This window comes from Rhodococcus sp. D-6, from assembly GCF_040256695.1.
GTDB lineage: Bacteria > Actinomycetota > Actinomycetes > Mycobacteriales > Mycobacteriaceae > Rhodococcus > Rhodococcus pyridinivorans.
Window position 1 is genome coordinate 2,776,478 of the sequence record NZ_CP132970.1, and the last position, 24,499, is coordinate 2,800,976.

Consider the following 24,499-nt stretch of genomic DNA (forward strand, 5'->3'; position numbering starts at 1 on the left):
CCCGATCCGGTATCGGTTCCGCGCCTTCCGAAATTCGTGGACCTACTTTTCTCACCCGCCCCGGAGGGTGTGGACGGCCTGCTCGCATTCACTCCGGATACGGGTCCATTCCCCCTCGAGGTACTGGCATCCCACGGAGACCTGAAGTCCGGGGAAGACCAGGACCGACCACCGCACCACCGAGTAGTCGTCGGGAACTTCGGTGTACGCCACGACCTTGCGGTCGGCGAAGGTCGTGTCGGTGTCGAGGTCGCGGATGACAGGTGCACGTTCGGCGGCCCGCTCCGCCAACGCGGAGGCGACCGAGCGCTCGTCGATCCCGTCGGGAAGATCGCGGTACACGACCAGGATCCGGCGATCGGTTCCGCCGACCGGTATCAGTTCCGCGCGCCCCTCGGGCACGGTCGCGGGGTCGCGGACGCGCCAGCCCTCCGGCAGGTCGAGGTGCAGCGGACCGGCGTCGATCCGCGTCGACGGGGAGGGACCGGCGTCGGCGGCCGACTCGGGCTCACGAGCGTCGGTCGGCGGCTCCTCTGCAGCAACGACTTCCGGCGGAGCCGGGACCTCCGCGTCTCCACCTTCTCCGGTGAGAAGCGGCCACAGGAAGATCGTAGCGGCGAGCAGGAACGGAATCACCGCCCCGGCGACGACCAGCGCGGGCACCGTGCCGGCCCGCCCGCCACGAGGGGGATCCGGGCGTGCGCACACCTCGCTGAGCCACGGCAGTGTCCTGTCGGGTCCGTCGGTCGTCGGAGCGATGGCCGGGGCTCTCGCGGTCCCTCCGGTTCCTGCCGGTGGCGCCGGAGGGCCGGTCACGGCGCTGAGCATCTCCGAGGCCGCGACGGGCAGCACCCGCCGACCCGAACCCACGAGATCAACTGCGAGAGAGAAGGATTCGACACCGGACGGTTCGCCCGGGCCGCCGGTCACCACCACGACCTCCGGCCCAGCCCCGCCGCACACCGAGGTCAGCAGGTTCTCGAGTCGCATCGCGGCGTCCGGGGAGTGCACCGACAGACCCGGATCGCGTGCGAGTCGTTCGACGGTCGGCCCGTCGGGTCCCGGCGGAGCGATGCTCACGGCGGTGACTCCCCCGGCGGCGAATTCGAGCACCGCACACCGCTCGTGCGGCGCAGGATCGGCGGCGCGCGCGGCGGCCACCGCGGCCGGAAGCAGGATCGTATCGCCTGCGACCTGCCGCACGGCGGTCCGGAAGAGATCGCGGCGCCGCTCGTTCCACCAGGTCGGGTGTATCGCGCACGCCACCCCGCCGATGTCCGGTGCACCCACGGTCGCTGCGGCGTAGGAGACGAGCCCGCTCAGCAGTTCTCCGAGTTCGGTTTCCCCTTCGACCGCGGCCGCATCCACGAGTTCCGTGACATCCATGAGTCCTGCGACGCCGGCCGGCTCCGACGGTTCCTCCGCTGCCGCTCCGTAGACCCGTCGGTCGCCGAGATCCGCGGCGAGAGCGGGCACGCTGCGCGTGGTTCCGGGCCATCCGATGTGGACGGATCCGGGTGTCAGCGTGAACGCGACCGCGACGACCGTCTCGTCCCGGAGCGCCATCACACCTCCGGCGCCCACGCGGTCTGGACGAGCGCCGTGCCGTCGCGTCGTACGAGTGTGCCGCGGCCCGGCGGCACCGGCGACGGACGGACCGCGCCGACGAGCGCTCCCTCGTCGCGGCTACCGCTCATGATCAGACCCGGAGTCGACAACTCCCGCAGACGCCCGAGGATCGGTTCGTACATCGCGCGTCCGGCACCACCCGAGCGACGCGCGACCACCAGGTGCAGGCCGATGTCGCGTCCCTGCGGGAGATAGTCGAGCAACGGCAGCAGCGGATTCTGGCCAGAGGTGGCGACCATGTCGTAGTCGTCGATCACCACGAACACTTCGGGTCCCGTCCACCACGATCGATCGCGCAGCTGTTGTTGCGTCGTGCCGGGGCCCGGCAGCCGGCGCTCGAAGATGCCGGCGAGTTCGCGGACCATGGCTGCGAGGACCGTTGCCGACGCAGCGTATCCCCCGAGATGGTCGCCGCCCATGACACCGAGCAGCGTGCGGCGGTAGTCGCCGACGATGATCCTGGTCTGCGCACCGCTGCCGGCTTCGACCAGTCCGCGGCACAGCCCTCGCAGCAGATTGGTCTTGCCGCACTCCGAGTCGCCGAAGATCAGCAGGTGCGGATGGTCGGTGAAATCCACCGATACGGGCGCGAGTTCGGATTCGTCGATGCCGATCGGGACGGAGAGCCGGGCCGCCGGGGACGCGTCGGCCGGTGGCGGCCACCCTGAGGGCAGAGCTGTGAGAAGGTCGGGCCGGTCGATGCGTTCGGGCAGCATGCGCACCGGTGGCGCCGAACGCCCCGGCGTGGCAGCACGGACGGCCTCGACCGCCGCTGCGACGCCGACCGCGAGATCGGCCGGATCGGAGCTTCCGTCCACCCGCGGCAGCGCCCCCAGGATGTGCAGGCCATCGCGGTCGATACCGCGTCCCGGCCGCCCTTCCGGCACCATCGCCGCTCTCTTTCGGCCGTACTCGGAGTCGGACGGGTCGCCGAGGCGGAGTTCGAGCCGCGTACCCAGCAGGTCGCGCATGGCGGGCCTCACGTCACCCCAGCGTGGGGCGCTGAGCACCACGTGGATGCCGTAGGACAGACCCTGGGCGGCGAGGATCCCGATCGTCTGTTCCAGTGCCTCGAAGTCCTGCCGGATGCTCGGCCAACCGTCGACGACGAGAAAGACGTCGCCGAACGGATCGTCGGTGGCCGGTGCGACCGCGTCGGCGCGCATCCGCCGCAGCTGAGCTATGGACTCGATGCCGTTCTCGGCGAAGGACCGTTCGCGACGACGCAGCAGCGACATCATCTCCGCGACCGTGCGGCGCACCCGGTCGGTGTCGTGCCGCCCCGCGACGGAACCGACGTGCGGCAGGCCGGCCAGACCGGACAACGTGCCACCACCGAAATCGAGACCGTAGAACTGCACCTGCTCGGCGTTGTGCGTGAGGGCCATCGACAGGACGAGGCTGCGCAGCAGTGTGGACTTCCCGGACTGCGGGCCGCCGACCACCACGACGTTGCCGGCCGACCCGGACAGGTCGACCACCAGCGGGTCGCGGCGTTGCTCGAACGGCCGGTCGACGACACCGACGACGGTGCGCAAGGTTGCGTGACGCGGCACGTCGCCGGTGAGCACCGACCTGGGCAGCAGCATGTCGAGCGACGGGGAGTCGTCGAGCGGAGGAAGCCACACCTCGTGCGCCGGTGTTCCGTGCCCCCGCATCCGGTCGACGACCACCTCGAGCACGCTCCGGCCGTCGCCCGTGGGAAGAACCGGGAGCGGCTCCGTGACCGGGGCGGGCGGACCGGCGTCGACCGGCACCGCCCGCGCGGTGAAGAGCCGGGGCCGGGACGTGCCGGCCGGCACCGCCGATCGGGTGCGCCGGGTGGGGCGGCCGGGCTCGTACGGCCCCGAGACGTACGCCGCGGAGAACCGCTGGATGTCGGCGGAATCGGTCCGCAGATATCCGGCGCCGGGTGTCGACGGCAGGTGGTAGGCGTCGGGAACGCCGAGAACGCTCCGCGATTCGTTTGCGGAGAAGGTCTTCAGGCCGATGCGGTACGACAAGTGGCTGTCGAGACCGCGGAGGCGACCCTCGTCGAGTCGTTGGCTGGCGAGCAGCAGGTGCATGTGCAGCGACCGGCCCAGGCGTCCGATCGCCGCGAAGAGGTCGGCGAATTCGGGCTGTTGAGAGAGCAGTTCGGAGAACTCGTCGACCACGATGAACAGCGCGGGCAGCGGGTCGAGCGGTGCACCTGCCGCCCTGGCCTTCTCGTAGTCGCCGACGTTGGCGAAGTTGCCTGCGGTCCGGAGCAGTTCCTGGCGGCGGTTCATCTCGCCTTCGAGGGCGTCCTTCATGCGGTCGACCATCGCGATCTCGTCGGCGAGGTTGGTGATCACCGCCGCGACGTGCGAGATCCGGTCCAGACCGAGGAAGGTCGCGCCGCCCTTGAAGTCCACGAGGACCAGGTTGAGTGCCTCCGGCGGGTGCGTCGCCACGAGACCGAGGACCAGCGTCCGCAGGAACTCGCTCTTTCCCGATCCGGTTGCGCCGATGCACAGTCCGTGCGGTCCCATCCCGTTCTCGGCGGCCTCCTTGAGGTCGAGTTCGACAGGCGCACCGTCGATGCCGACACCGATCGGTACCCGCAGGCGGTCGCGCCCGCGGCGTGGCACCCATACCTGCGCGGGGTCGAAGCGGGCCACGTCCCCGAGGCCCAGCAGCTCCTGCCAGCTCGACGGCCGGTCGTCGCCGGCGCTCTCGTCCACCGCTCCGCTCGTCACCCGGTACGGCGCGAGCAGTCTGGCCAACGTCTGTGCCTGCGGAGTCCCGATGCCGTCGGCATCGGCGAAGATGTCGACGTCGGTGCCGGTGGCGACCCCGACCCGTCCTTCCTCGACCACCAGGCGCAGGCCGCGCGTCGCGCTGAGCCGCGTGGCGTAGCCGGAGAGGTCGAGCACGGTCACTGCGTCGAGACCGTCGTCGAGCACCCCCGAACCCGATCCCGTGACCCCGCCGTCGACGACCACGACGAGGTGCACGGCACCCTCGGTGGCCGGGGCGTTCCGGACGAATCTGCTGCGACCGGCGAGGACCGCCGCGAGATCGGTCTCGAGTTCGAACAGCGAACCGAACACCGTGCGTGCACTGCCCGCACCGTCGCGCAGGACCGGGTTCTGCGCATGCGGCAGCCACTTGATCCATTCCCATTCCGCAGCGGTGTCGGGCCCGCACACGACGGCGACCTGCAGTGTGTCGGGACCGTGGAAGGTGCACGCCTGCGCGAGCATCCCCCGAGCGAGCGAGCGCGCCGCGCTGCGATCGCCCTCGAGGCCGATCGCCGCGAAACCCCGCAGCGACACAGCCGTGGGCAGCGCCTGCACCACCGAGTGCGCGCGCACGAACCTGCGCAGCGACAGGGCGGCGACGGGTTCGAGATCCTCGACCGGCCCGGTGTCCGGAGGCACGAGTCGGGTCGCGAGTCGCTGCCCGCCGCGCCCCACCCTGAGGTGACCGAAGTCGGGATCGGTGCTGCGCCGCTCCCACATCCGGACGGTGCCGGCGAGGGTCCACAGCAGGGCCGGGTCGGGATGCGACCATTCGAGCGCCCGACGTTGTTCGTGCGCCGTCTCGGTGACCTCGCGCCGGAGCTGGTCGAGATAGCGCAGATAGTCCTTGCGGTCCTCGTTCGCCTCGGCGGTCTTCGTTCCCCCGCTGCGACCACCGTTGGCGAGCATGCCCACCAGGGACACGACCATCATGAGCGGGAAGATCATCGCCATGGGGCTGCGTGCGGCGCCGGTGGTGAACATCAGCGCGACCATCCCGATCATCGCCGCGACCATCACGAGCGGGAGCAGTCTGGTCACCAGATTGCCGGGCGTGGCCCGGGGAATGTCCGGTGGCGGTTGGACACTCACCTCGCCGCTGGGAGCGCGCGGTGCCTCCCGCCGTGCTCTGCGTACGAAACGCACGGTACTCACGTTCGTCACCCCCCGGAACGCCGTCGGCCGCCCCCTACGGCCCCACGGTCGTGGAAGACTAACCCATGGCTGCGACCTTCCGTGCTCCTGTTCGCCCCTCGGTCCCTCGACGGACAACTCGGGTACGACACCGGTCGGGACGATGTCGTATGGTCTGCGTCGTTCGGACTGCAGTGACGGGGGGAACCGAGGCCGATGACATCTGTGCGTGCGCGATCCGAGACCCCGGGGCAGGTGGGCGCCCCGGATCTGTGCCGGATCACCGTGCTCGCCCGCCACACCGAGGTCGATCTCGCACTGCCCCTCGACGTTCCGGTGGCGCTGCTGCTCCCGGGGATCGTGAATCTCGTCGCCGGCCACCGGCCCGACAACGACTTCGACGCGACACCCGAACGCACGGAACCCGACGGCTGGGCGCTCGCCCGGATCGGTCGGGCCCCGCTGTCCGGTGCGCTGAGTCTCGACGAGCACGGCGTCCGCGACGGGGAGATCCTCGTCCTGGAGGACGCCGGATCCCCCGCTCCTCCACCGTTGTTCGACGACGTCATGTACAGCGTCGCGGCCTCGGACCGGACCACGACGCCGTGGGGTGCGGGCCCGTCGGGTCTCATCGCGGCCGTCCTGGGTCCGGTCGCCCTCGCCGCGGGCTGCGTACCGTTGCTGTTCCTGCCCGACGGCGCGAGCCGTCTCGCCCTCGGAGCCGTGTGCGCCGCGCTGCCTCTCCTGGTGCTGCTCGCCGCAGGCATCCTCGCCCGGCTCCACGACGATCGACGGACCGCGACCGCGCTGCTGTGGTGCGCCTTCCCGCTCGCAGCGACGGCCGGGGCGCTGCTCGTTCCCGGCGAATCGCCGGCGCCGCGTCTCGTCCTCGCCGCGGCACTGACCGGTGCGGTCGCAGTGCTCGCCGTGCGTGCCACCCGCATCGGCCTCGCACCGTGCACGGCGGTCGCCGCGACCGCCGCGGGCGTCGTCGTGACGGCCACCCTCGCATCGACCACCGAACTCGAGGCGCGCGCCCTCGGAGCCGGAACGGTGGTGGTGGCGCTGCTGCTCGCCGGCACGGCACCACGCCTCGCGGCGATGCTCGCGAAACTCCCCATCCCCCCGGTCCCTGCTCCGGGCGCTCCGCTCGAACCGGAGACCCCCGAGAGCAGCGTGTCCGGGTTGCCGTCACAGGCGGAGCTCGAGCACCGTGCGAATCGGGCACGGAGCGCGCTCACCGGAATCGTCCACGCCGTCGTCCTACTCACGGCGGGCGGAGCGTGGTGCGCCGCGTTCCCGTTCGACGGAGACGTGTCCGTGCCCGCGGTAGCACTGGCCGTGGCGTCGGCCGTGGTCCTGGTCTTCCGAGGCCGCACCTACACCGCGACCGCGCAGGCGGCTCCCCTCGTGGCCGGTGGCGCGGTACTGCTGCTCGGGCTGCTCGTCGGTGCGGCAGCGAGCGGAGCGTTGCCGCCATGGGCGGTGTTCGCATCCGCTACGGGTCTCGCGTGTGCCGGTTTCCTCTTCGGTGTGGTCGCGCCGCGACGGACGTTCACCCCGGTACAACGCCGGATCGCCGAGATCGCGGAGTACGCGACCATCGCCACCGTCGTGCCGTTGGCCTGCTGGGTCGCCGGTGTGTACGCGGCGATCCGCGGACTGTGACGGTGCGGCTGTCACACCGGTTCGCGGTCCTGGCCCTCGCCGCCCTGATAGCGACCACTACTCCGGGTCTCGCGACCGCCGCGCCCCCGGTACCCGATCCGGCGCAACTGCCCGCCGGCGCGACGCCTGCGCCTCCCGAGGCCACCGAGATGCGGGTGCTGTGCGCAGAACTGCCGGATGCTCCCGACGGACCGCAGATCCCTCGGGCACAACGCATCCTCGACTTCGCGTCCGTGTGGCCGATCACCCGGGGAGCGGGGCAGGTGGTCGCCGTCATCGACACCGGGGTCCATCCGCATCCGCGGTTGCCGGCCCCGAGGCCGGGTGGCGACTACGTGTCCACGGGTGACGGCACCGAGGACTGCGACGCGCACGGCACCCTCGTCGCCGGCCTGATCGCGGCGCGGCCGACACCCGGATCAGGTTTCGCCGGTGGCGCACCCGACGTGGGGATCATCGCCATCCGCCAGTCGAGCGGCCATTTCTCCGACCGCTCCCGATCGGACGACGATGCCGCGCGCAACGCCTCCGGATACGGCGACGTACGGACCCTCGCGGCGGCCGTCCGGCAGGCGGTGGATCTCGGCGCCACCGTCGTCAACATCTCCGAGGTCGCCTGCCGGACGGTCGCCGAAGGCCTCGTCGACGGTCCGCTGGGAGCGGCAGTGCAGTACGCGACGGATGTACACGACGCGGTCGTCGTCGCGGCGGCCGGCAACACCGACACCTGCCGCGAAGGCAATCCGCGCTCGGCGGATCCGGCCGATCCCGGTGCGGATCCGTGGGATTCGGTCGTCACCCTGGCATCACCGGCCTGGTACGACGAGTACGTCCTCACCGTCGGCGCGGTCGAGGACGACGGCACACCGGCCGGGTACAGTCTGCCCGGGCCGTGGGTCGACGTCGCCGCTCCCGGGAGCGGGCTCGTCTCACTCAATCCCGGCACCGACGGTCTGGCCGACCTGATCCCCGGCCCCCAGGGCGGCAGACCGGTGTCCGGGACGAGTTTCGCGGCGCCGCTCGTCGCGGCGACGGTCGCGCTGGTGCGCTCGCGGTACCCGCAGTTGTCCGCCCGAGAGGTGATGACGCGCATCGAGAGCACCGCCCACTCCCCCGCGGAAGGATGGAATCCTCAGGTGGGCCACGGGGTCGTCGACCCGCTCGCCGCCGTCACCGCGCCGCTGCCGGCCGGGCGCGCGGAGCCGATGCCGGCGGTTGCCGTCGCCGAGCCGACTCCTCCCCCGGTACCGGATCACCGGCCGCGCACAATCGCACTGATCTCGGCTGCGGCCGTGATCGCCGCGACCGCCCTCGTTCTCGTCCTCACTGCACCGGCACGACGACTCGCCCGATCACGGACCTGAATCAGTTGCCCGCCCCGACGGGGACCGCCTCCGGGTCGGCGGCGACACCGTCGTGTGCGAGCAGCGCCTGTTCCCGGCCGAGCGCGGGTCCCGGAGCGAGCAACTGCAGGATGGGCCACGGGACCCGGGCGGGTGGATCCGTGAAGCCGAGTGCCGCAGCGGCGTCCGCATCGGTGATGCCGTACCGCACGCCGGTGTCGGCGACGTAGAACAACGAACCGAGACGGTCGGTGTCCGAGGTCAGCGAGGTGGTCTGCACGTATCTGCCGCGGCCCGGCGGGATGTGGATCGCGTCGACCTGCGGTCCGGCATCGTCCGCCTGGGCCGGGACCACCGGCACGGCGTCCTTGCCGGTGGGCAGGGCCGTCCCCGCGGACAACCGCAGAGTCGAGCGGTGCCGGTCGTTCTCGCCTGTGCCGGGCTGCCAGGTGGAGCACGCCACAGGCCTCTCCCCCGGATCGACGATGCGCGGGACGACCTCGGGAAAGGTGTCGACCGGCAGTTCGTGCACGACCGGCGCGGCTGCGAGGACGTCGGGTGGAATCACCGGAATCTCGGGTGCTCCTTGCGAATCCGAGAAGTGGATGAGATGTGCGGTGGCCCGCGAGACCTCCTGCACACCGTTCTCGAGCACTACGTGGAAACTCTGCCCGTCCGGTTCGGACACCGCGACGACCGACCCGACTCGCACACCCGGGATCGACATGCCCGGGACACCTCCGGCGCCGGTGATGTGGGGTGCCGCCAGCTTCGGCGATTCCGGCACGGCGGCGAGCAGTCCGGGACTCGCGGGGCGCGCACGGGAGACGTCGATGCCCAGCAGGCGCACGAGCGACCGGTCGTTCGGGTCGATTTCGGCGCGTCTGCCCTCGTAGAGCAAGTGGTATCTGCCGTCCGCGGCCACGAGGAGCGCTTCGTCGTCGGCGAGCGCCGAGCCTGCCCGGTGGTCGGGTGTGCCGGCGAGCACGGCGGTGGTCGAGGACTGCAGACCGTTCGGGTCGGCGACGTCGCACACCGTCCACGGCACCTCCTCTGCATCATGGACCAGGGAGGACGGCGCACCCGGGATCCCCACCAGCGGTCCGCGTGGTCGTGTCGTCAGTTCCTCGTCGGCTACGACCGCCGGTTCGGTGGGCGATCCGAGGATCAGCCGGGCCGACGCGAGATTCAGGACGGGATGGAAGGTCGTGCCGATCGCGACGTAGAGCGCACCGGAGTCGCGTCCGACGACGACGGAAGCATCACCGATCCGGTCCTGGGGGCGGAACAGGGCAAGGGCGGCACAGCCTCCCAGCACGACACACGCGACGACGACTCCGACGACGAACGCCCGGAACTGGGAACGCATGGGATCGTGGATCATTCGTACGTCGCCCCGCACCAACGCATGATCCATGCGTCGTGCCAGGAAACGGTATCCACTGACCTGCCATCGCGTGGTCGGTTGCGCTGCCATCGATCTCCCCCCGTACGGCACGCTCTCTGGCGCAACACAGTACAGTCCAGTCGGGCGTCCACCACAGGCGCTCCGCGCGGTCAGGGGGAAGGTCGGCACCGCGCCGGAATCATTGCCGGCCGTCGTTCGGGGGGATCGATGCAACGAACCGTCTTCGAGTCGGGGGATTCACGGGTCAGCACAGCGCCCACCGGTGCACGGGTCAGCACAGCGCCCACCGGTGCACGGGTCAGCACAGCGCCCACCGGTGCACGGATCAGCACAGCAGCAGGTGATGCGAGAAGCCGTGTCGCCGTGCGGCTCGTGGGTGCCCAGTGCGTCGCCGCCCTCGTATGGACGCTGGCGGTGGTGTCGGGGGCGTCCGTGTGGGTGGCCTGCGCGATCGCCGTGCCACCGGCCGCGCTGTGCCTCGTGCGGATCGGCGGACGCGGCACAGCCGAATGGATCGCGACCGTTCTGCGCCGACGCCCGGACGACGTCTCCGTCTCGGGTGTCCTCCGCGACTTCCACGTCGGGTCGGCAGTCCCGGTGGGGGTGCTATGGGACGGCCCGTACGCGACCGTGGTTCTCGAACCGTTCTCACCGGCCGGTGCGATCACCCGACTCGGGCGCGACAGCGAGGAGACGGGGCGAACGCTCCCCCTCGACGCGATCGCCGCCTGCCTGTACCGGCACGACGTCGTCCTGGACGGGATCGATGTCGTGGTGCAGGGGCGCCGGGTTCGCGACTCGACCCCCGCGGGGCAGGCCTACGCACAGTTGCTGGGCCCGCTTCCCGCCGCGGCCGAACGCACGGTGCGGGTGGTGCTCCGACTCGACGTCACGTCCTGCGCGGCCGCTGCCGCCCGTCGGGGCGGAGGCTCCGAGGGTGCCGCCCGGACCGTCGTCGCGGCGGCGCGGCGCGTGATCCGCGCGCTCGGCGACGCCGGGTACGGTGCGCGACTGCTCACCGCGAGCGAGATCGAACAGGCCGCGCTGCGCATCTCCCACGGGGTCCCGGCGGCGGAGTGGGCCCCGACGCGCCGGCACGTCGCCCTGGCCTCCGCCTTCGACTCGGGCGGCGCCTTCGACCCATGTCGGATCGACCGCCGCCACACGGCGGCGATCTGGTCGCATCCAACTTTGGCGTCGACACTGGTCCTCCGGTTGCGACCGGGTGATGACGGGTCGGTTCGGGTCGGGGCGCTGGCACGGTTCACCACGCGCGAGGCGGACGTCCCCTCGGTGGCCGGACTGTTCCCGGCGTACGGACGTCACGCCGAACTCCTCACAGCGGCATTGCCCCTCGGGGTTCCGCAACTGGAAGACCGGGTTCCCTTGCGCGAATCGCGTAGCGGGGAACTCGACGCCCTCGCTCTTCCGGCCGGTGGGTGTGGGCAGCTCATCGGATCGGACGACGCCGGTCGCGCCGTCACCGCGCGTCTCACCGGTCCCGGAGTCCGCTCGGTCCACATCGCGGGCGAGTTGTATCTCGCCCAGCAGGTGGTCTTCCGCGCCGTCGCGGTGGGGGCACGGGTCGTCGTCCACACCGACCGGTCCGGTGCGTGGCGCGGCCTGGTCGGATCCGCGGCCGGACCCGACCGGCTGCGTCTGGCGGGCGAGTACGCGGGCGACCACGATTTCGACACGGTCGTCTACGACGGCGTCCCGCCCACCTCGTCCATGCCGCACGCGACCGCGATCCACGTGCACATCCACCCGGACGGATGGCCGCGCGAGCGGCCCACGGTGTCGTTGCTCCAACCCGGAGCGGCCGGGGGCCGTGTGGTGCTCACGGTAGGCGGCGAACGCACGTCTCTCACCCTCGTGACGATCGCGGCGGAGAGCACCCATCTCGGCCGGTCGCGCATGCCGGATCCGGCGCCTCAGCCGGGATAGCGGTCGAGGGCGGTTCCGGCGCGGACGGTGCGGGCCCACCAGGCGATCTGGTCGAGCATGCGTTCCGCGCCGTCGATCGCGGCCTCGTCCGTGGTGGTGCCGTCGGCCGCGAAGGCGTGCTTGACGCGGTGGAAGCTCACCGACTGCCGCACCGGCACCATGTGGACCTCGACGACGACCTGCCGCAACTGCTCGACCGCGCGCAATCCGCCGGACAGGCCACCGTAGGAGACGAATCCGACCGGCTTGGTGCGCCATTCGTGCTTGACGGTGTCGATGGCCGTCTTCAGCGCGGCGGGATAGCCGTGGTTGTACTCGGAGGTCACCACCACGAAGGCGTCCGCAGCACCGATGCGACCGGTGAAGGCGTCGGCGTCGGGACCGCCCGAGAGGTCGTGCGGGAGCGGAGTCTCGGCGAGATCGAGAACGCCGACGTCGAACTCGGGCCGACGCCGTGCGGTGGCCGCGAACCAGTCTGCGACGACCGGCGCGATGCGACCGGCGCGGACACTCGCGACGACGACCTCGAGGCGGATCGGATCGTTCGGTGCAGCCGTGGTCATAGGGTCGATCGTAGGTGCGGTGCGGTCGAGAGCCCGTGCGCGAGCAGTGCGGCGAGTTCCCGGTAGGCACGTGCGTCCTCGAGACCGGTCGCCTCGGCCACCTGTCGTTGCTGGATGCGGACCATGACCGAGGCGACGACGTCGGCGACGAAGGCCGCGTGGACGTCGCGCAGTTCGCCGGCCGCAACTCCCTCGGAGATGAGCTGGCGGACGCGGTCGGCGGCGAACCGGGTGTTGCGTTCGTAGACCTCGCGCGCGACCGGCGTGTGGGCGATGTCCTCCATGAACCGCGTGGAGGCGGGTTCGAGTTCGCGCCCCACGGCCTCGAGATAGGTGCCGATGCGAGCCTGGGCGTCCGCGGCCCGCGCGACGTCGGCCTCCACCCGGTCGGCGGCACCCTTGAAGAAGTGGACGGTCGCCGCGTAGACGAGCCGGTCCTTGTTCTCCGCGAGTGCGTAGAGCGTCGATTTCGAGCAGCGCAGACGCGCGGCGATGTCGTCGAGGGTCAGGTGCGCGAAGCCTTCTGCCAGGAACAACGCGACCAGATCGTCGAACAGTTGCGCCTGCCGGGCGGTGGGCCGCCGGCTACCGACTCTTGCCATACCGAGAACAGTACTGCAGTATCGTCCTCAGTACTATTTTTGGTCCCCAGTCTTCCAGGAGGAACCACCGTGCCCGTCGAGCGTCTGCTTCCCACCCGCGAGGCCTACGACCTGATCGACCTCACCCGCGACGTCGCCGACAAGGTGCTCGCCCCGCGCGTCGACGAGCACGAGCGCAAGGAGACCTTCCCCGAGGGCGTCTTCCCCGCACTCGGCGCCGCAGGGCTGCTGAGCCTGCCGTACCCCGAGGAGTTCGGCGGCGGCGACCAACCCTACGAGGTCTACCTGCAGGTCCTCGAGGAACTCGGCGCCCGCTGGGCTGCCGTGGCGGTTGCGGTGAGCGTGCACGGACTGTCGTGCTTCGCGCTCGCCACCCACGGCACCGACGAGCAGAAGAACAAGTGGCTCCCGGAGATGCTGGGCGGCAACACCATCGGCGCGTACAGCCTCTCCGAGCCGCAGGCCGGATCCGACGCCGCGGCCCTCGCGTGCCGTGCGAAGCCCGTCGACGGCGGCTACCGCATCACCGGCTCGAAGGCGTGGATCACCAACGGCGGCAAGGCCGACTTCTACACCCTGTTCGCCCGCACAGCCGACACCGGCAGCAAGGGCATCTCGTGCTTCCTCGTGCCCGCCGGCACCGAGGGCCTGTCCTTCGGCAAGCCCGAGGAGAAGATGGGCCTGCACGCCATCCCCACCACCTCCGCCCACTACGACGACGCCTTCGTCCCGGCCGAGCGCCGGATCGGCGCCGAGGGACAGGGACTGCCGATCGCGTTCAGCGCACTGGATTCCGGACGCCTGGGGATCGCCGCCGTCGCGACGGGTCTGGCCCAGGCCGCCCTCGACGAGGCGACGGCCTACGCCAAGGAACGGCAGGCCTTCGGCAAGCGCATCATCGACCACCAGGGCCTCGGCTTCGTTCTCGCCGACATGGCCGCCGCCGTCGACTCGGCCCGCGCCACCTATCTCGACGCTGCCCGGCGCAAGGACGCCGGCCTGCCCTACTCGCGGCAGGCGTCGGTGGCCAAGCTCGTCGCGACGGATGCCGCCATGAAGGTCACGACCGACGCTGTGCAGGTCCTCGGTGGATACGGCTACACCCGCGACTTCCCGGTCGAGCGCTTCATGCGCGACGCGAAGATCACGCAGATCTTCGAGGGCACCAATCAGATTCAGCGACTCGTGATCGCGCGGTCCCTCGCGGGGTGAACGATCACAAGCCGGAAGCGACAGGGGTTTTCGCGGCGAAAGATCGCTAGAGTGCCTTCATGCCGGACGCCCTGGAGCGGCTCACTCCACAGCAACGCCACCTGCTGACGCAGCGGTTCGGCCGCATCGTCGTGGTCTCCGACATGAGTTGGGGACTGGTGTCGACCACTGTCCTCGAGGTCGACACCGACGACGGGCTGCTGGTCGTGAAGGCGGGCGGAACTCCGGATCGGCACATCGGCCGCGAGATCAGCGCGCACGAGCGGTGGACCGCTCCGTGGGTACGGTGCGGTCGGGCCGCCCGCATGGTGTTCGCAGACCGCGCGACGAAACTCGTCGTGACGGAATACCTTCCGGGGCGGCTCGTCCTGGGCACCGCCGCGTCGTCCCGTCTCGACGTCTACGAACAGGCCGGCGCGCTGCTCGCCCAGTTCCATCGCCAGGAGCATGTGGTGGACGAGGGGTACGAGCGATCGGCGAACACGAAGACGCTGCGGTGGCTCGCGGCGCCGCACCGTATCGGTCCCGACGTCGCCGGCCGATTGCGCTCGATGGTCGAGGGATGGCCGACACCGACGGCCACCCTGGTGCCCACCCACGGCGACTGGCAGAGCCGCAACTGGCTCGCCGACGACATCGGTGTGGTGAAGGTGATCGACTTCGGGCGTGCCGCGATGCGCCCGGCGGGTGAGGACTTCGAGCGGCTCGCGGTACGCGAGTTCCTCCGGGTCCCCGGTGCCGAGCAGGCCTTCCTGCGTGGCTACGGCGAGGATCCCCGTGAGGAGGACGCCTGGTTCCGCCGACGTGTCCGCGCGGCGGTCGCGGTCGCGGTGTGGGCCTTCCATGTGGGCGACGACTGCTACGAGGCCGAGGGCCACCGCATGATCGCCGAGGCGCTCGGCCGCTTCCCTGTTCGCTCGATGCGCTCATCAGCAACGTCCTCGAGTTCCTGGACTGGCTGATCCGACGAGCATGTGAGAACGCCCGAGGGGGTGAGGTCGCGGACCTCACCCCCCCCGGGTGTCTTTTCGAGCGCAGCGCTCTCGGCTCAGGCGCCGATGGCCTCGCCGAGCACGGGCCACGACTCGTACAGGGCCTCCTGCCAGTAGCCCCAGGTGTGGGTACCGTCGGGCCGGACCGAGTAGGTCGCCTCGACCCCGGCTGCGTCCAGCGCACCGCGCAGTCGCGTCGTGCAATCGTTCACGCCGGCCTCGATGAGCCCGAGCAGAGCCACATCGGGAAGGACGGCGACACCGTCCTGCTCCCATGCCTTCAATTCGTACGGACCCGGGACACCGCTGCTCGTGGAGACGTACACGGCCTTGCCGCGCAGCTTCTCGGCGTTGAGCACGACGTCCTGTTCCGTCCAGTGCTCACCGGCGACCGGTCCCCACATGTTCTCGACCTCGCCCCCGCCGAACGCGACGACGATCTCCGCATAGCGCGAACCGATCTCCGAGGCGGTCTCGGCGCATCCGCTGTACGAACCCACCGCCTGGTAGAGATCGGGCGCCTGCTGGGCGAGCGCCAGCGCCGACGTCGCCGACATCGACACACCGGCGATCGCGTTGCGGCCGCTCGCGCCGAGCGTCTCGTCGACCACCGACGGGATCTCCTCGGTGAGGAAGGTCGTCCACTTGTTGCGTCCGAGAACGGGATCGTCCTCGAGCCAGTCGGTGTAGTAGCTGAACGCGCCACCGACCGGAGTGACGACGTTGACGTTCTTGTCGCCGAAGAACTCCACGATGTCGGTCTGCTCGCGCCAGGTCGCCCGGTCCAGTCCCCCGCCGGCACCGTTGAGCAGGTAGAAGACCGGTCGCGGCGCGCTCGTGTCGGCCGGTCGCAGCACCTGCAGCTCGATGGTGCGTTCCATCGACGGCGAGTACACGAACAGCGACCAATCGCGGTCGGTGTGCTTCTCGATGCGTTCGACGGTCGCGCTCTGCGACCGGGTCTCGCCGGTCGCGGCGGCCGGGAGATCCTCGGCGTGGGCGACCGCGGCACCGGACAGGACCAGCGACGAGACGGCGAGCGCCCCGATCGTCCCCATCAACGCAAACCGTCGTGCGCGCACATTCGTTCCCTTCATCCGCAACAGCCGGGCGTGATGGGCCCGCGCATCTCCCGCGTCGCAGCGTTGCGCGCGGCGAGTTCCTCGTCAGCAGGGTAGTCGACGCGAACCAGTGACAGGCCGTGGGCCGGTGCCACCGCGACGGACGCCGCACGTTCGCGTTCGTCGAGCAGGGCCGTCATCCACTCGACGCTGCGACGCCCCTCCCCCACGGCCAGGGCCGCGCCGACGAGGCTGCGCACCATCGACCAGCAGAAGGCGTCGGCGCTGACATGGGCGGTGAGGATGTCACCTTCGCGGGTCCAGTCGTATCGCTGCAGTTCACGTACGGTCGTCGCACCCTCCCGCCGCTTGCAGAAGGCGGCGAAGTCGTGCAGGCCGAGCAGCGACTGCGACGCGCGTTGCATCGCATCGAGATCGACGGCCTTCGGCCACGCGACGGTGTCGCGGGCACGCAGCGGCTCGGCGCCGTACACCGCTGTGGTGAGGCGGTATTCGTAGTGGCGCCGGATCGCCGAGAAACGCGCGTCGAAATGTTCGGGGGCGACGGAGATCCCGGTGACCCGCACGTCGCGGGGCAGGAACCGTGCGAGACGGCGGACCCAGCGCGACGGATCGTCGGGCAGCACCGCGGTGGGGACGTCGACGTGGGCGACCTGCCCGGAAGCGTGCACGCCGGCGTCGGTGCGACCGGCGACGGTGAGCAGCACGGGGGTGCGGACGATCGCGGAGAGCTTTTCCTCGATCTCCCCGCACACCGTGCGACGTCCGGGCTGCCGTGCCCAGCCGGAGAAGTCGGTGCCGTCGTACGCGATGTCGAGTCGCAGACGGGTTGTCTCGTGAGAAGCCACGAGCCCGCCGCCCTCGGAAGGGTCGGCGGGCTCGTGAGCTTCAGCAGATGCCGAAACCAAGTGGATTAGTCCTTCTTGGCCTCGTCCGCCTCGGGTGCGTCGGCAGCCGTGGCGTTGGTGTCCTCGACACCCTCGACGACGGCGTCGGCGTTCGCGACCTCGGCGTCGGTGGCCTCGGCCTCGACGGCCTGGACCGCGTTGTCCTCGGCGGGTGCCTGCGAGGCGGCGACGCGGCGAGCGCGGTCGGCCTCGGAGGTGACGGTCTTCTCGCGCACCAGCTCGATGATGGCCATGGGGGCGTTGTCGCCCTTGCGCGGCATCGTCTTGATGATGCGGGTGTAACCGCCGTTGCGGTCCTCGAAGGAGGGACCGATCTCCGCGAACAGCGAGTGGACGACGTCCTTGTTGCGGATGACCTTCAGCACCTCACGACGCGAGGCCAGCGTGCCGGCCTTGGCGTGCGTGACGAGCTTCTCGGCGTACGGGCGCAGGGCCTTGGCCTTGGCCTCGGTGGTGGTGATGCGGCCGTGCTCGAAGAGCGCGGTGGCCAGGTTGGCCATGAGCGCCTTCTGATGCGAGGCCGATCCGCCGAAGCGGGCGCCCTTCTTGGGCTTGGGCATGATTTTCTCCTAGTAACGGACCGTGAGCTGCTACAGCTGCTCGGTCTCGGCGTAGTCCTCGTTGCCGTCGTTGTCACCGAAGGAGCCGGCCTCGGTATCGCTCCAGGTACCGGTCGCGGCGTCGTAGCCGGCGACGGTGCTGGGGTCGAACGATGCCGGGCTGTCCTTGAGGGACAGGCCGAGCGAGTGCAGCTTGACCTTGACCTCGTCGATGGACTTCTGGCCGAAGTTGCGGATGTCGAGCAGGTCGGATTCCGTCCGTGCCACGAGCTCGCCGACGGTGTGGACACCTTCGCGCTTGAGGCAGTTGTAGGACCGGACCGTGAGGTCGAGGTCCTCGATCGGAAGTCCGAAGGAGGCGATGTGGTCGGCCTCGGCGGGCGAGGGACCGATCTCGATGCCTTCTGCTTCGACGTTCAGCTCACGAGCCAGACCGAAGAGCTCCACGAGGGTCTTGCCCGCCGAGGCGAGCGCGTCCCGCGCGCTGATCGAGTTCTTGGTCTCCACGTCGAGAATGAGCCGATCGAAGTCGGTGCGCTGCTCGACGCGGGTCGCTTCCACCTTGTACGTCACCTTGAGCACCGGCGAGTAGATCGAGTCGACCGGGATACGGCCGATCTCGGCGCCGGACGCCTTGTTCTGCACGGCAGGAACGTAGCCGCGACCGCGCTCGACGACGAGCTCGATCTCCAGCTTGCCCTTGTCGTTCAGGGTGGCGATGTGCAGATCCGGGTTGTGGATGGTGACACCGGCCGGGGGCACGATGTCGCCGGCCGTGACGGTGCCCGGCCCCTGCTTGCGGACATACATGGTGACCGGCTCGTCCTCTTCGGAGCTCACCACGAGACCCTTGAGGTTCAGGATGATGTCGGTGACATCCTCCTTCACCCCGGGAACGGTGGTGAACTCGTGGAGAACGCCGTCGATGCGGATGCTGGTGACAGCGGCGCCCGGGATCGACGAGAGCAGGGTGCGACGAAGCGAGTTGCCGAGGGTGTACCCGAAGCCAGGCTCGAGCGGCTCGATGACGAACTTCGAGCGGTTTTCAGCGATGACCTCTTCGGTCAGTGCGGGTCGCTGAGAGATGAGCATCTGTTGCCTCCTTGTGGGCGTCCGCCATATGACGCCCTAGTGGAATGGAGCGGTGTCCTCCCGCCCGGACGGACCGGAGGACACCACGACACCGAGGTGTCTTACTTCGAGTAGTACTCGACGATCAGCTGTTCCTGCAGCGGGATGTCGATCTGCGCGCGCTCGGGGAGCTGGTGGACCAGCACTCGCAGACGCGGGCCGACGACCTGCAGCCAACCCGGAACCGGGCGCTCGCCCTGGGTCTCGCGGGCGACCTGGAAGGGCAGCGTGCTCAGCGACTTCTCGCGGACATCGATGATGTCGTACTGCGAGACGCGGTAGCTGGGGATGTCGACCTTCTTGCCGTTGACCAGGAAGTGGCCGTGGCTCACCAGCTGGCGGGCCTGACGACGCGTGCGGGCGAGGCCGGCACGGTAGACGACGTTGTCCAGGCGCGACTCGAGGATGACCAGCAGAACCTCACCGGTCTTGCCGGGGCGGCTTGCGGCCTCTTCGTAGTAGCGACGGAACTGCTTCTCCATGACGCCGTACGAGAAGCGGGCCTTCTGCTTCTCCTGCAGCTGGAGCAGGTACTCGCTCTCCTTGATCCGCGCGCGGCCGTGCTGGCCGGGCGGGTAGGGGCGACGCTCGAAGGCCTGATCGCCTCCGACCAGGTCGACACGGAGACGACGCGACTTACGGGTAACGGGACCGGTATAACGAGCCATTTTTCTTTACCTTCCTTTCCCGTTAGACGCGACGCCGCTTGGGCGGACGGCAACCGTTGTGGGGCTGCGGGGTGACATCGGAGATGGTGCCGACCTCGAGGCCTGCGGCCTGGAGGGAACGGATCGCCGTCTCGCGGCCCGAGCCCGGGCCCTTGACGAAGACGTCGACCTTCTTGACACCGTGTTCCTGCGCCTTGCGGGCGGCGTTCTCGGCGGCGAGCTGTGCGGCGAACGGGGTCGACTTGCGCGAACCCTTGAAGCCGACGTGGCCGGAGGACGCCCAGGAGATCACGTTGCCCTGCGGGTCCGTGATGGACACGATGGTGTTGTTGAACGTGCTCTTGATGTGAGCGGCACCGTGCGGAACGTTCTTCTTGTCCCTGCGCCGTGCCTTCTGGGTCTTCTTCGGACCGGTGCTGCGTGACTTGGGAGGCATTACTTCTTCTTTCCTGCGACGGTGCGCTTCGGACCCTTGCGGGTGCGGGCGTTGGTCTTGGTGCGCTGTCCACGCACGGGCAGACCACGACGGTGTCGCAGGCCCTGGTAGCAGCCGATCTCGATCTTGCGGCGGATGTCCGCCTGAACCTCGCGACGGAGGTCACCCTCGACCTTGTAGCTCTCCTCGATGTACTCGCGGAGCTTGGCGAGGTCCTCGTCCGTCAGATCCTTGCTGCGCAGGTCCGGGTTGACACCCGTGGCCTCGAGGATCTCCTGGGAGCGGGTACGGCCGATGCCGTAGATGTACGTGAGTGCGATCTCCATCCGCTTTTCGCGGGGAAGATCGACACCTGCGAGACGTGCCATGTGGCATTCCTATTCGGTGTGCGGAGGTCTGCTCCCAGCCCGTCCCCTGCGTCGAAGAACTGTGTGATTCAAAAACACAGTGGGGCCCCGGCCTCCGTACCGGGGGTTGATCGCGCAGCTCCTCGACGGATCGAGGATCGTAACCACGCGACTGGTGCTGGAAGGTCTTCGTGCTTGTTGCCAAGCAGATCTTCGAGACGAAGGTGGATCTAGCCCTGACGCTGCTTGTGACGCAGGTTCTCGCAGATCACCATGACCCGACCGTTACGGCGGATCACCTTGCACTTCTCGCAGATCTTCTTGACGCTAGGCTGAACCTTCACGTAAGTCCGATCTCCTGTATGTGCGCCGCCGGACACGGCAGAGCCGGCCCGGCGACATGATTCTCCCCGACCGTGTGGCCGGGGAAGCTTCGTTACTTGTAGCGGTAGACGATGCGTCCACGCGTGAGGTCGTAGGGAGAAAGCTCCACGACAACGCGGTCCTCGGGAAGGATACGAATGTAGTGCTGACGCATCTTTCCGCTGATGTGGGCGAGAACCTTGTGCCCGTTCTCCAGCTCGATGCGGAACATCGCATTGGGCAGCGGTTCGATTACCCGGCCCTCGACCTCGATTGCCCCGTCTTTCTTAGCCATATCCTCCGCGATCCGTTGTTCGGCGTTGTGGTTGCATCGGCATCCGTTACCGTGACGCTCGGCAACTCCGGGACCGGACACGAACCGAGATTCGAAGGAATTCGACACGGGACCGATCGGAGCGCAGCGCGCACCACCGATCAATGGTACGGGAAGTTGACCGTCCAGGACAAATGAGCTCCGGCACACTCGTGCCCACGACCAGGAGGAGGACCGCACGTGCGGGCGTTGATCCAGCGGGTGACCACGGCGGCGGTGGCGGTCGACGGAGCCGAGGTGGCTCGCATCACGCCGGCCGAAGACGGTCACGGTCTGCTCGTGCTGGTCGGCGTCACGCACGACGACGACGAGACCAAGGCCGCGACGCTCGCCCGGAAGGTGTGGACGATGCGCATCCTCGAGGACGAGCGATCCGCCTCCGACGTCGACGCCCCGATCCTGGTGGTCAGCCAGTTCACGCTCATGGCCGACACGAGGAAGAGCAGGCGTCCGTCGTGGTCGGCCGCCGCTCCCCGCCCGATCGCCGAACCTCTCGTCGATGCGTTCGCGAACGCTCTACGAGATCTCGGCGCGACGGTGGAGACCGGGAAGTTCGGGGCCCACATGGAGGTGAGCCTCGTCAACGACGGACCGGTCACGCTCCTCGTCGACGTATGACGCCGCGGAGTACGACCGCTCGCGTCACTCCGGCCGGACGGTGAGGATACGGGGGCCGTCCTCGGTGACCGCTACCGTGTGCTCCCAGTGCGCGGCCCGGCTGCCGTCGACGGTCACCACCGTCCACTCGTCGTCGAGGACCTCGGTCTCGTAGGTACCGAGGGTGAGCATCGGCTCGACGGCGAGCACCGATCCGACGACGAGCTTCGGGCCCTTGCCCGGCTTGCCTTCGTTGGGGAGGAACGGATCCATGTGCATCTCGCGCCCGATACCGTGACCGCCGTAGCCGTCGACGATGCCGTACAAGCGGCCGTGCACCTTCTCGGCGGCATGCGTGCCTTGCTCGATCGCATGCGAGACGTCGGTCAGGCGGTTGCCCGGGAGCATCGCCGCGATACCGGCCTCGAGCGACAGACGGGTGGCCTCGCTCAGGTCGATGTCGGCCTGCGACAGCTCCCCGATCCCGAAGGTCCATGCCGAGTCGCCGTGCCAGCCGTCGAGGATCGCGCCGCAGTCGATCGACACGAGGTCGCCCTCGGCGAGCACCACCGACACCGACGGGATGCCGTGGACGACGACCTCGTTGACCGACGAACAGATCGAACCGGTGAAGCCGTGGTAGCCCAGGAAGGACGGAACGGCCCCCGCATCGCGGATGACCGATTCCGCCACCTGGTCGAGTTCCAGGGTGCTCACGCCCGGCTTGGCGGCCTCGCGCACTGCGACGAGTGCGGCACCGACCACGGCTCCCGCCGCCGCCATCGCGTCGAGTTCACCCGAGGTGCGGAACGGAACCACTGAGCGCTTGCGCCCGAAACCCATGTCGAACTACCCGTCTACTTTCCGAGTGCGGACAGAGCCCGCGAATTGATCTCCTCGACCTCACCGATCGCGTCGACCGTGATGATCGAGTCGGCGTAGTAGTCGAGCAGCGGGGCCGTCTCCTCACGGTAGACCCGGAGACGGTTGCGGATCACGTCTTCGGTGTCGTCGGCGCGACCGCGGGCGAGCATGCGCTCGACCACGACGTCCTCGTCGATGACGAAGGACAGCACGCCGTCGAGCTCGACACCGAGATCCTTCAGGATGTTCTCGAGTTCCTTGGCCTGCTCCACGCTGCGCGGGAAGCCGTCGAGGAGGAAGCCGTTGGCGGCGTCGGGCTCGGCCAGACGCTCACGCACCATGTTGTTGGTGATCTCGGCGGGAACGAGCTCCCCCGCGTCGATGTACTTCTTGGCCTCGACGCCGAGCGGGGTGCCCTGCCCGATGTTCGCGCGGAAAAGATCGCCCGTCGAGATGGCGGGGACGCCGAGCTTCTCGGACAGAATCGCGGCCTGTGTGCCCTTGCCGGCACCGGGAGGACCGAGCAGTACAAGTCTCACTTGAGGAACCCTTCGTAGTTGCGCTGCATCAGTTGACTTTCGATCTGCTTGACAGTGTCCAGCGCGACACTGACGAGAATGAGAACCGCGGCGCCACCGAAGATGCTCGAGGCCGTCTGGCTGCCGGACAGGAAGAAGTTCGGCAGCGTCGCGATGAGACCGAGGTAGATCGAGCCCGGAACCGTGATGCGGTTGAGCACGAAACTGAGATATTCGGCGGTCGGGCGACCGGGGCGGATGCCCGGGATGAAGCCGCCGTATTTCTTCATCTCGTCGGCCCGCTCCTCCGGATTGAAGGTGATGGCGACGTAGAAGAAGACGAAGAACACGATCAGGGCGAAGTAGATCGCGATGTAGACCGGGTTGTTCGGATTGACCAGGTACTCGTTGATGATCCGCTGCCACCAACTCGGATCCGGGTTCGTCGTGGCACCGGTGAGCTGCGCGACGAGATTGGGCAGGTACAGCAGCGACGACGCGAAGATGACGGGGATGATGCCCGCCTGGTTGACCTTCAGCGGCAGGTAGGTCGACGAACCGCCGTACATACGACGGCCGACCATGCGCTTGGCGTACTGCACCGGGATCCGGCGCTGACCCTGCTCGATGAACACGACACCCGTGATGAGGGCCAGGGCCACGACGCAGACGATCGCGAAGACGAGGCCGCCGCGGGATTCGAGGATCATGCGACCCTCGCTCGGCAGCGCGGCCGCGATACCGGCGAAGATCAGCAGCGACATGCCGTTGCCGACACCGCGTTCGGTGATGAGCTCACCGAACCACATGACGACGGCGGCACCGGCGGTCATCACCAGCACGATGACGACCATCCCGAAGATGCTGTCGTCGGCGAGGATCGGCTCCGAGCAGCCCTGCAGCAGCTGCCCTCGGGCGGCGAGCGCGACGATGCCGGTGGCCTGCAGGACGGCGAGCGCGACGGCGAGATAACGCGTGTACTGCGTCATCTTGGCCTGGCCGGACTGGCCCTCCTTGCGCAGTTCCTCGAAGCGTGGAATGACCACGGTGAGCAGCTGGACGATGATGCTCGCGGTGATGAACGGCATGATGCCGATCGCGAAGACCGACAACTGCAGTAGCGCGCCGCCGGAGAACAGATTGATCAGCGAGTAGATGCCGGCCTGCTCGCTGCCGGCGAGCTGATCGACACAGGCCTGGACGTTGCCGTAGTCGACGCCCGGGGACGGCACGGTAGCACCGAGGCGGTACAGCGCCACGAGCCCGAGGGCGATGAGAATCTTCCGCCTCAGGTCCGGTGTCCTGAGGGCCGAGACGAAGGCGGAAAGCAAAGATCCTCCTGGCGGGCCGATCGGGGACGACGGATCGAGAGGGATCCGTCGGACGGTAGACAACTCTGAAACTCTAACAGTGGGCCCCGATGAGAGG

Annotated in this window: 23 protein-coding genes; 6 read left to right on the forward strand and 17 right to left on the reverse strand. The window is 69.2% G+C overall.

Going from position 1 to position 24,499, the window contains the following annotated elements; translation table 11 throughout:
• Window positions 1-51: 51 nt before the first annotated feature.
• A complete protein-coding gene (locus RBB84_RS13125; RefSeq protein ID WP_231911948.1) occupies window positions 52-1,566 on the reverse strand; it encodes a type VII secretion-associated protein in 1,515 nt (504 codons plus the stop codon).
• Complete coding sequence (locus RBB84_RS13130) at window positions 1,566-5,549, reverse strand: type VII secretion protein EccC (RefSeq protein WP_033097164.1); 3,984 nt, start codon at window positions 5,547-5,549, stop codon at window positions 1,566-1,568. The genes RBB84_RS13125 and RBB84_RS13130 overlap by 1 nt, the downstream gene beginning before the upstream one ends.
• A 195-nt stretch (window positions 5,550-5,744) precedes the next feature.
• On the opposite strand from RBB84_RS13130, the gene eccD reads away from it, so the two are divergent.
• Together eccD and mycP are read left to right on the forward strand one after the other, a co-directional pair.
• Window positions 5,745-7,196, forward strand: coding sequence for a type VII secretion integral membrane protein EccD (gene eccD / locus RBB84_RS13135; RefSeq protein ID WP_231781809.1), 1,452 nt, complete (start codon window positions 5,745-5,747; stop codon window positions 7,194-7,196).
• Window positions 7,193-8,560: a type VII secretion-associated serine protease mycosin gene (gene mycP, locus RBB84_RS13140; RefSeq protein ID WP_033096999.1), complete on the forward strand. Its 1,368-nt coding sequence runs from the start codon at window positions 7,193-7,195 to the stop codon at window positions 8,558-8,560. The genes eccD and mycP overlap by 4 nt, the downstream gene beginning before the upstream one ends.
• 1 nt (window position 8,561) lies before the next feature.
• On the opposite strand, the gene eccB is transcribed toward mycP, so the two are convergent.
• Window positions 8,562-10,016 carry a type VII secretion protein EccB gene (gene eccB / locus RBB84_RS13145; protein WP_033096998.1) on the reverse strand — a complete coding sequence of 485 codons (1,455 nt, stop codon included), beginning with the start codon at window positions 10,014-10,016 and terminating at the stop codon, window positions 8,562-8,564.
• A 294-nt stretch (window positions 10,017-10,310) separates the two neighbouring features.
• Between eccB and eccE the strand changes: the two genes are divergently transcribed.
• On the forward strand, window positions 10,311-11,894 hold the full coding sequence (gene eccE, locus RBB84_RS13150; RefSeq protein WP_232333369.1) for a type VII secretion protein EccE: 1,584 nt from the start codon (window positions 10,311-10,313) through the stop codon (window positions 11,892-11,894).
• Here the strand turns inward: eccE and RBB84_RS13155 are convergent.
• Both RBB84_RS13155 and RBB84_RS13160 read right to left on the reverse strand, forming a co-directional pair.
• Entirely contained in the window at window positions 11,882-12,457 is a 576-nt protein-coding gene (locus RBB84_RS13155) for an NAD(P)H-dependent oxidoreductase (protein WP_019288595.1), read from the reverse strand. The genes eccE and RBB84_RS13155 overlap by 13 nt on opposite strands.
• Window positions 12,454-13,059: a TetR/AcrR family transcriptional regulator gene (locus tag RBB84_RS13160; RefSeq protein ID WP_033096997.1), complete on the reverse strand. Its 606-nt coding sequence runs from the start codon at window positions 13,057-13,059 to the stop codon at window positions 12,454-12,456. The genes RBB84_RS13155 and RBB84_RS13160 overlap by 4 nt, the downstream gene beginning before the upstream one ends.
• A gap of 69 nt (window positions 13,060-13,128) precedes the next feature.
• Here RBB84_RS13160 and RBB84_RS13165 point away from each other — a divergent pair, with 69 nt between their 5' ends.
• Window positions 13,129-14,271: an acyl-CoA dehydrogenase family protein gene (locus tag RBB84_RS13165; protein WP_033096996.1), complete on the forward strand. Its 1,143-nt coding sequence runs from the start codon at window positions 13,129-13,131 to the stop codon at window positions 14,269-14,271.
• A gap of 59 nt (window positions 14,272-14,330) precedes the next feature.
• A complete protein-coding gene (locus tag RBB84_RS13170; RefSeq protein ID WP_033096995.1) occupies window positions 14,331-15,233 on the forward strand; it encodes a phosphotransferase in 903 nt (300 codons plus the stop codon).
• Between the two features lie 86 nt (window positions 15,234-15,319).
• Here the strand turns inward: RBB84_RS13170 and RBB84_RS13175 are convergent, their stop codons facing one another.
• The 9 genes from RBB84_RS13175 to infA form a co-directional block, all read right to left on the reverse strand.
• Window positions 15,320-16,321 carry an alpha/beta hydrolase family protein gene (locus tag RBB84_RS13175; protein WP_033096994.1) on the reverse strand — a complete coding sequence of 334 codons (1,002 nt, stop codon included), beginning with the start codon at window positions 16,319-16,321 and terminating at the stop codon, window positions 15,320-15,322.
• A 35-nt stretch (window positions 16,322-16,356) separates the two neighbouring features.
• Window positions 16,357-17,193, reverse strand: a complete 837-nt coding sequence (gene truA, locus RBB84_RS13180; RefSeq protein ID WP_230826281.1) for a tRNA pseudouridine(38-40) synthase TruA — start codon at window positions 17,191-17,193, stop codon at window positions 16,357-16,359.
• Window positions 17,194-17,258: 65 nt separating this feature from the next.
• Window positions 17,259-17,813 (reverse strand): 50S ribosomal protein L17, encoded by a 555-nt coding sequence (gene rplQ, locus RBB84_RS13185; RefSeq protein ID WP_006554582.1) that lies wholly within the window; start codon window positions 17,811-17,813, stop codon window positions 17,259-17,261.
• Between the two features lie 30 nt (window positions 17,814-17,843).
• Entirely contained in the window at window positions 17,844-18,905 is a 1,062-nt protein-coding gene (locus tag RBB84_RS13190; RefSeq protein WP_006554583.1) for a DNA-directed RNA polymerase subunit alpha, read from the reverse strand.
• 101 nt (window positions 18,906-19,006) lie between these two features.
• Entirely contained in the window at window positions 19,007-19,612 is a 606-nt protein-coding gene (rpsD, locus tag RBB84_RS13195) for a 30S ribosomal protein S4 (protein WP_006554584.1), read from the reverse strand.
• A 22-nt stretch (window positions 19,613-19,634) separates the two neighbouring features.
• Window positions 19,635-20,048, reverse strand: a complete 414-nt coding sequence (rpsK, locus tag RBB84_RS13200) for a 30S ribosomal protein S11 (protein WP_006554585.1) — start codon at window positions 20,046-20,048, stop codon at window positions 19,635-19,637.
• Entirely contained in the window at window positions 20,048-20,416 is a 369-nt protein-coding gene (gene rpsM / locus RBB84_RS13205) for a 30S ribosomal protein S13 (RefSeq protein WP_006554586.1), read from the reverse strand. The genes rpsK and rpsM overlap by 1 nt, the downstream gene beginning before the upstream one ends.
• 209 nt (window positions 20,417-20,625) lie before the next feature.
• Window positions 20,626-20,739, reverse strand: coding sequence for a 50S ribosomal protein L36 (rpmJ, locus tag RBB84_RS13210; RefSeq protein ID WP_003938068.1), 114 nt, complete (start codon window positions 20,737-20,739; stop codon window positions 20,626-20,628).
• Between the two features lie 92 nt (window positions 20,740-20,831).
• Entirely contained in the window at window positions 20,832-21,053 is a 222-nt protein-coding gene (gene infA, locus RBB84_RS13215) for a translation initiation factor IF-1 (protein ID WP_006554587.1), read from the reverse strand.
• 219 nt (window positions 21,054-21,272) lie between these two features.
• Between infA and dtd the strand changes: the two genes are divergently transcribed.
• On the forward strand, window positions 21,273-21,710 hold the full coding sequence (gene dtd, locus RBB84_RS13220) for a D-aminoacyl-tRNA deacylase (protein WP_033096992.1): 438 nt from the start codon (window positions 21,273-21,275) through the stop codon (window positions 21,708-21,710).
• A gap of 24 nt (window positions 21,711-21,734) precedes the next feature.
• On the opposite strand, the gene map is transcribed toward dtd, so the two are convergent.
• The 3 genes from map to secY are packed head-to-tail and all read right to left on the reverse strand — an operon-like array spanning window position 21,735 to window position 24,402.
• Window positions 21,735-22,532 (reverse strand): type I methionyl aminopeptidase, encoded by a 798-nt coding sequence (map, locus tag RBB84_RS13225; RefSeq protein WP_006554589.1) that lies wholly within the window; start codon window positions 22,530-22,532, stop codon window positions 21,735-21,737.
• Between the two features lie 14 nt (window positions 22,533-22,546).
• Window positions 22,547-23,092 carry an adenylate kinase gene (locus RBB84_RS13230; protein ID WP_006554590.1) on the reverse strand — a complete coding sequence of 182 codons (546 nt, stop codon included), beginning with the start codon at window positions 23,090-23,092 and terminating at the stop codon, window positions 22,547-22,549.
• Window positions 23,089-24,402, reverse strand: coding sequence for a preprotein translocase subunit SecY (gene secY, locus RBB84_RS13235; RefSeq protein ID WP_006554591.1), 1,314 nt, complete (start codon window positions 24,400-24,402; stop codon window positions 23,089-23,091). Before secY ends, RBB84_RS13230 begins: the two co-directional genes overlap by 4 nt.
• Between the last annotated feature and the right edge of the window lie 97 nt (window positions 24,403-24,499).

Bases quoted from the DNA above. Each gene is read 5' to 3' on its own strand.
- RBB84_RS13125 (WP_231911948.1), bottom strand. From the start codon at position 1,566: ATGGCGCTCCGGGACGAGACGGTCGTCGCGGTCGCGTTCACGCTGACA.
- eccD (WP_231781809.1), top strand. From the start codon at position 5,745: ATGACATCTGTGCGTGCGCGATCCGAGACCCCGGGGCAGGTGGGCGCC.
- eccB (WP_033096998.1), bottom strand. From the start codon at position 10,016: ATGGCAGCGCAACCGACCACGCGATGGCAGGTCAGTGGATACCGTTTC.
- RBB84_RS13155 (WP_019288595.1), bottom strand. From the start codon at position 12,457: ATGACCACGGCTGCACCGAACGATCCGATCCGCCTCGAGGTCGTCGTC.
- RBB84_RS13160 (WP_033096997.1), bottom strand. From the start codon at position 13,059: ATGGCAAGAGTCGGTAGCCGGCGGCCCACCGCCCGGCAGGCGCAACTG.
- RBB84_RS13170 (WP_033096995.1), top strand. From the start codon at position 14,331: ATGCCGGACGCCCTGGAGCGGCTCACTCCACAGCAACGCCACCTGCTG.
- RBB84_RS13175 (WP_033096994.1), bottom strand. From the start codon at position 16,321: ATGGGGACGATCGGGGCGCTCGCCGTCTCGTCGCTGGTCCTGTCCGGT.
- rplQ (WP_006554582.1), bottom strand. From the start codon at position 17,813: ATGCCCAAGCCCAAGAAGGGCGCCCGCTTCGGCGGATCGGCCTCGCAT.
- RBB84_RS13190 (WP_006554583.1), bottom strand. From the start codon at position 18,905: ATGCTCATCTCTCAGCGACCCGCACTGACCGAAGAGGTCATCGCTGAA.
- rpsD (WP_006554584.1), bottom strand. From the start codon at position 19,612: ATGGCTCGTTATACCGGTCCCGTTACCCGTAAGTCGCGTCGTCTCCGT.
- rpsK (WP_006554585.1), bottom strand. From the start codon at position 20,048: ATGCCTCCCAAGTCACGCAGCACCGGTCCGAAGAAGACCCAGAAGGCA.
- rpsM (WP_006554586.1), bottom strand. From the start codon at position 20,416: ATGGCACGTCTCGCAGGTGTCGATCTTCCCCGCGAAAAGCGGATGGAG.
- infA (WP_006554587.1), bottom strand. From the start codon at position 21,053: ATGGCTAAGAAAGACGGGGCAATCGAGGTCGAGGGCCGGGTAATCGAA.
- map (WP_006554589.1), bottom strand. From the start codon at position 22,532: ATGGGTTTCGGGCGCAAGCGCTCAGTGGTTCCGTTCCGCACCTCGGGT.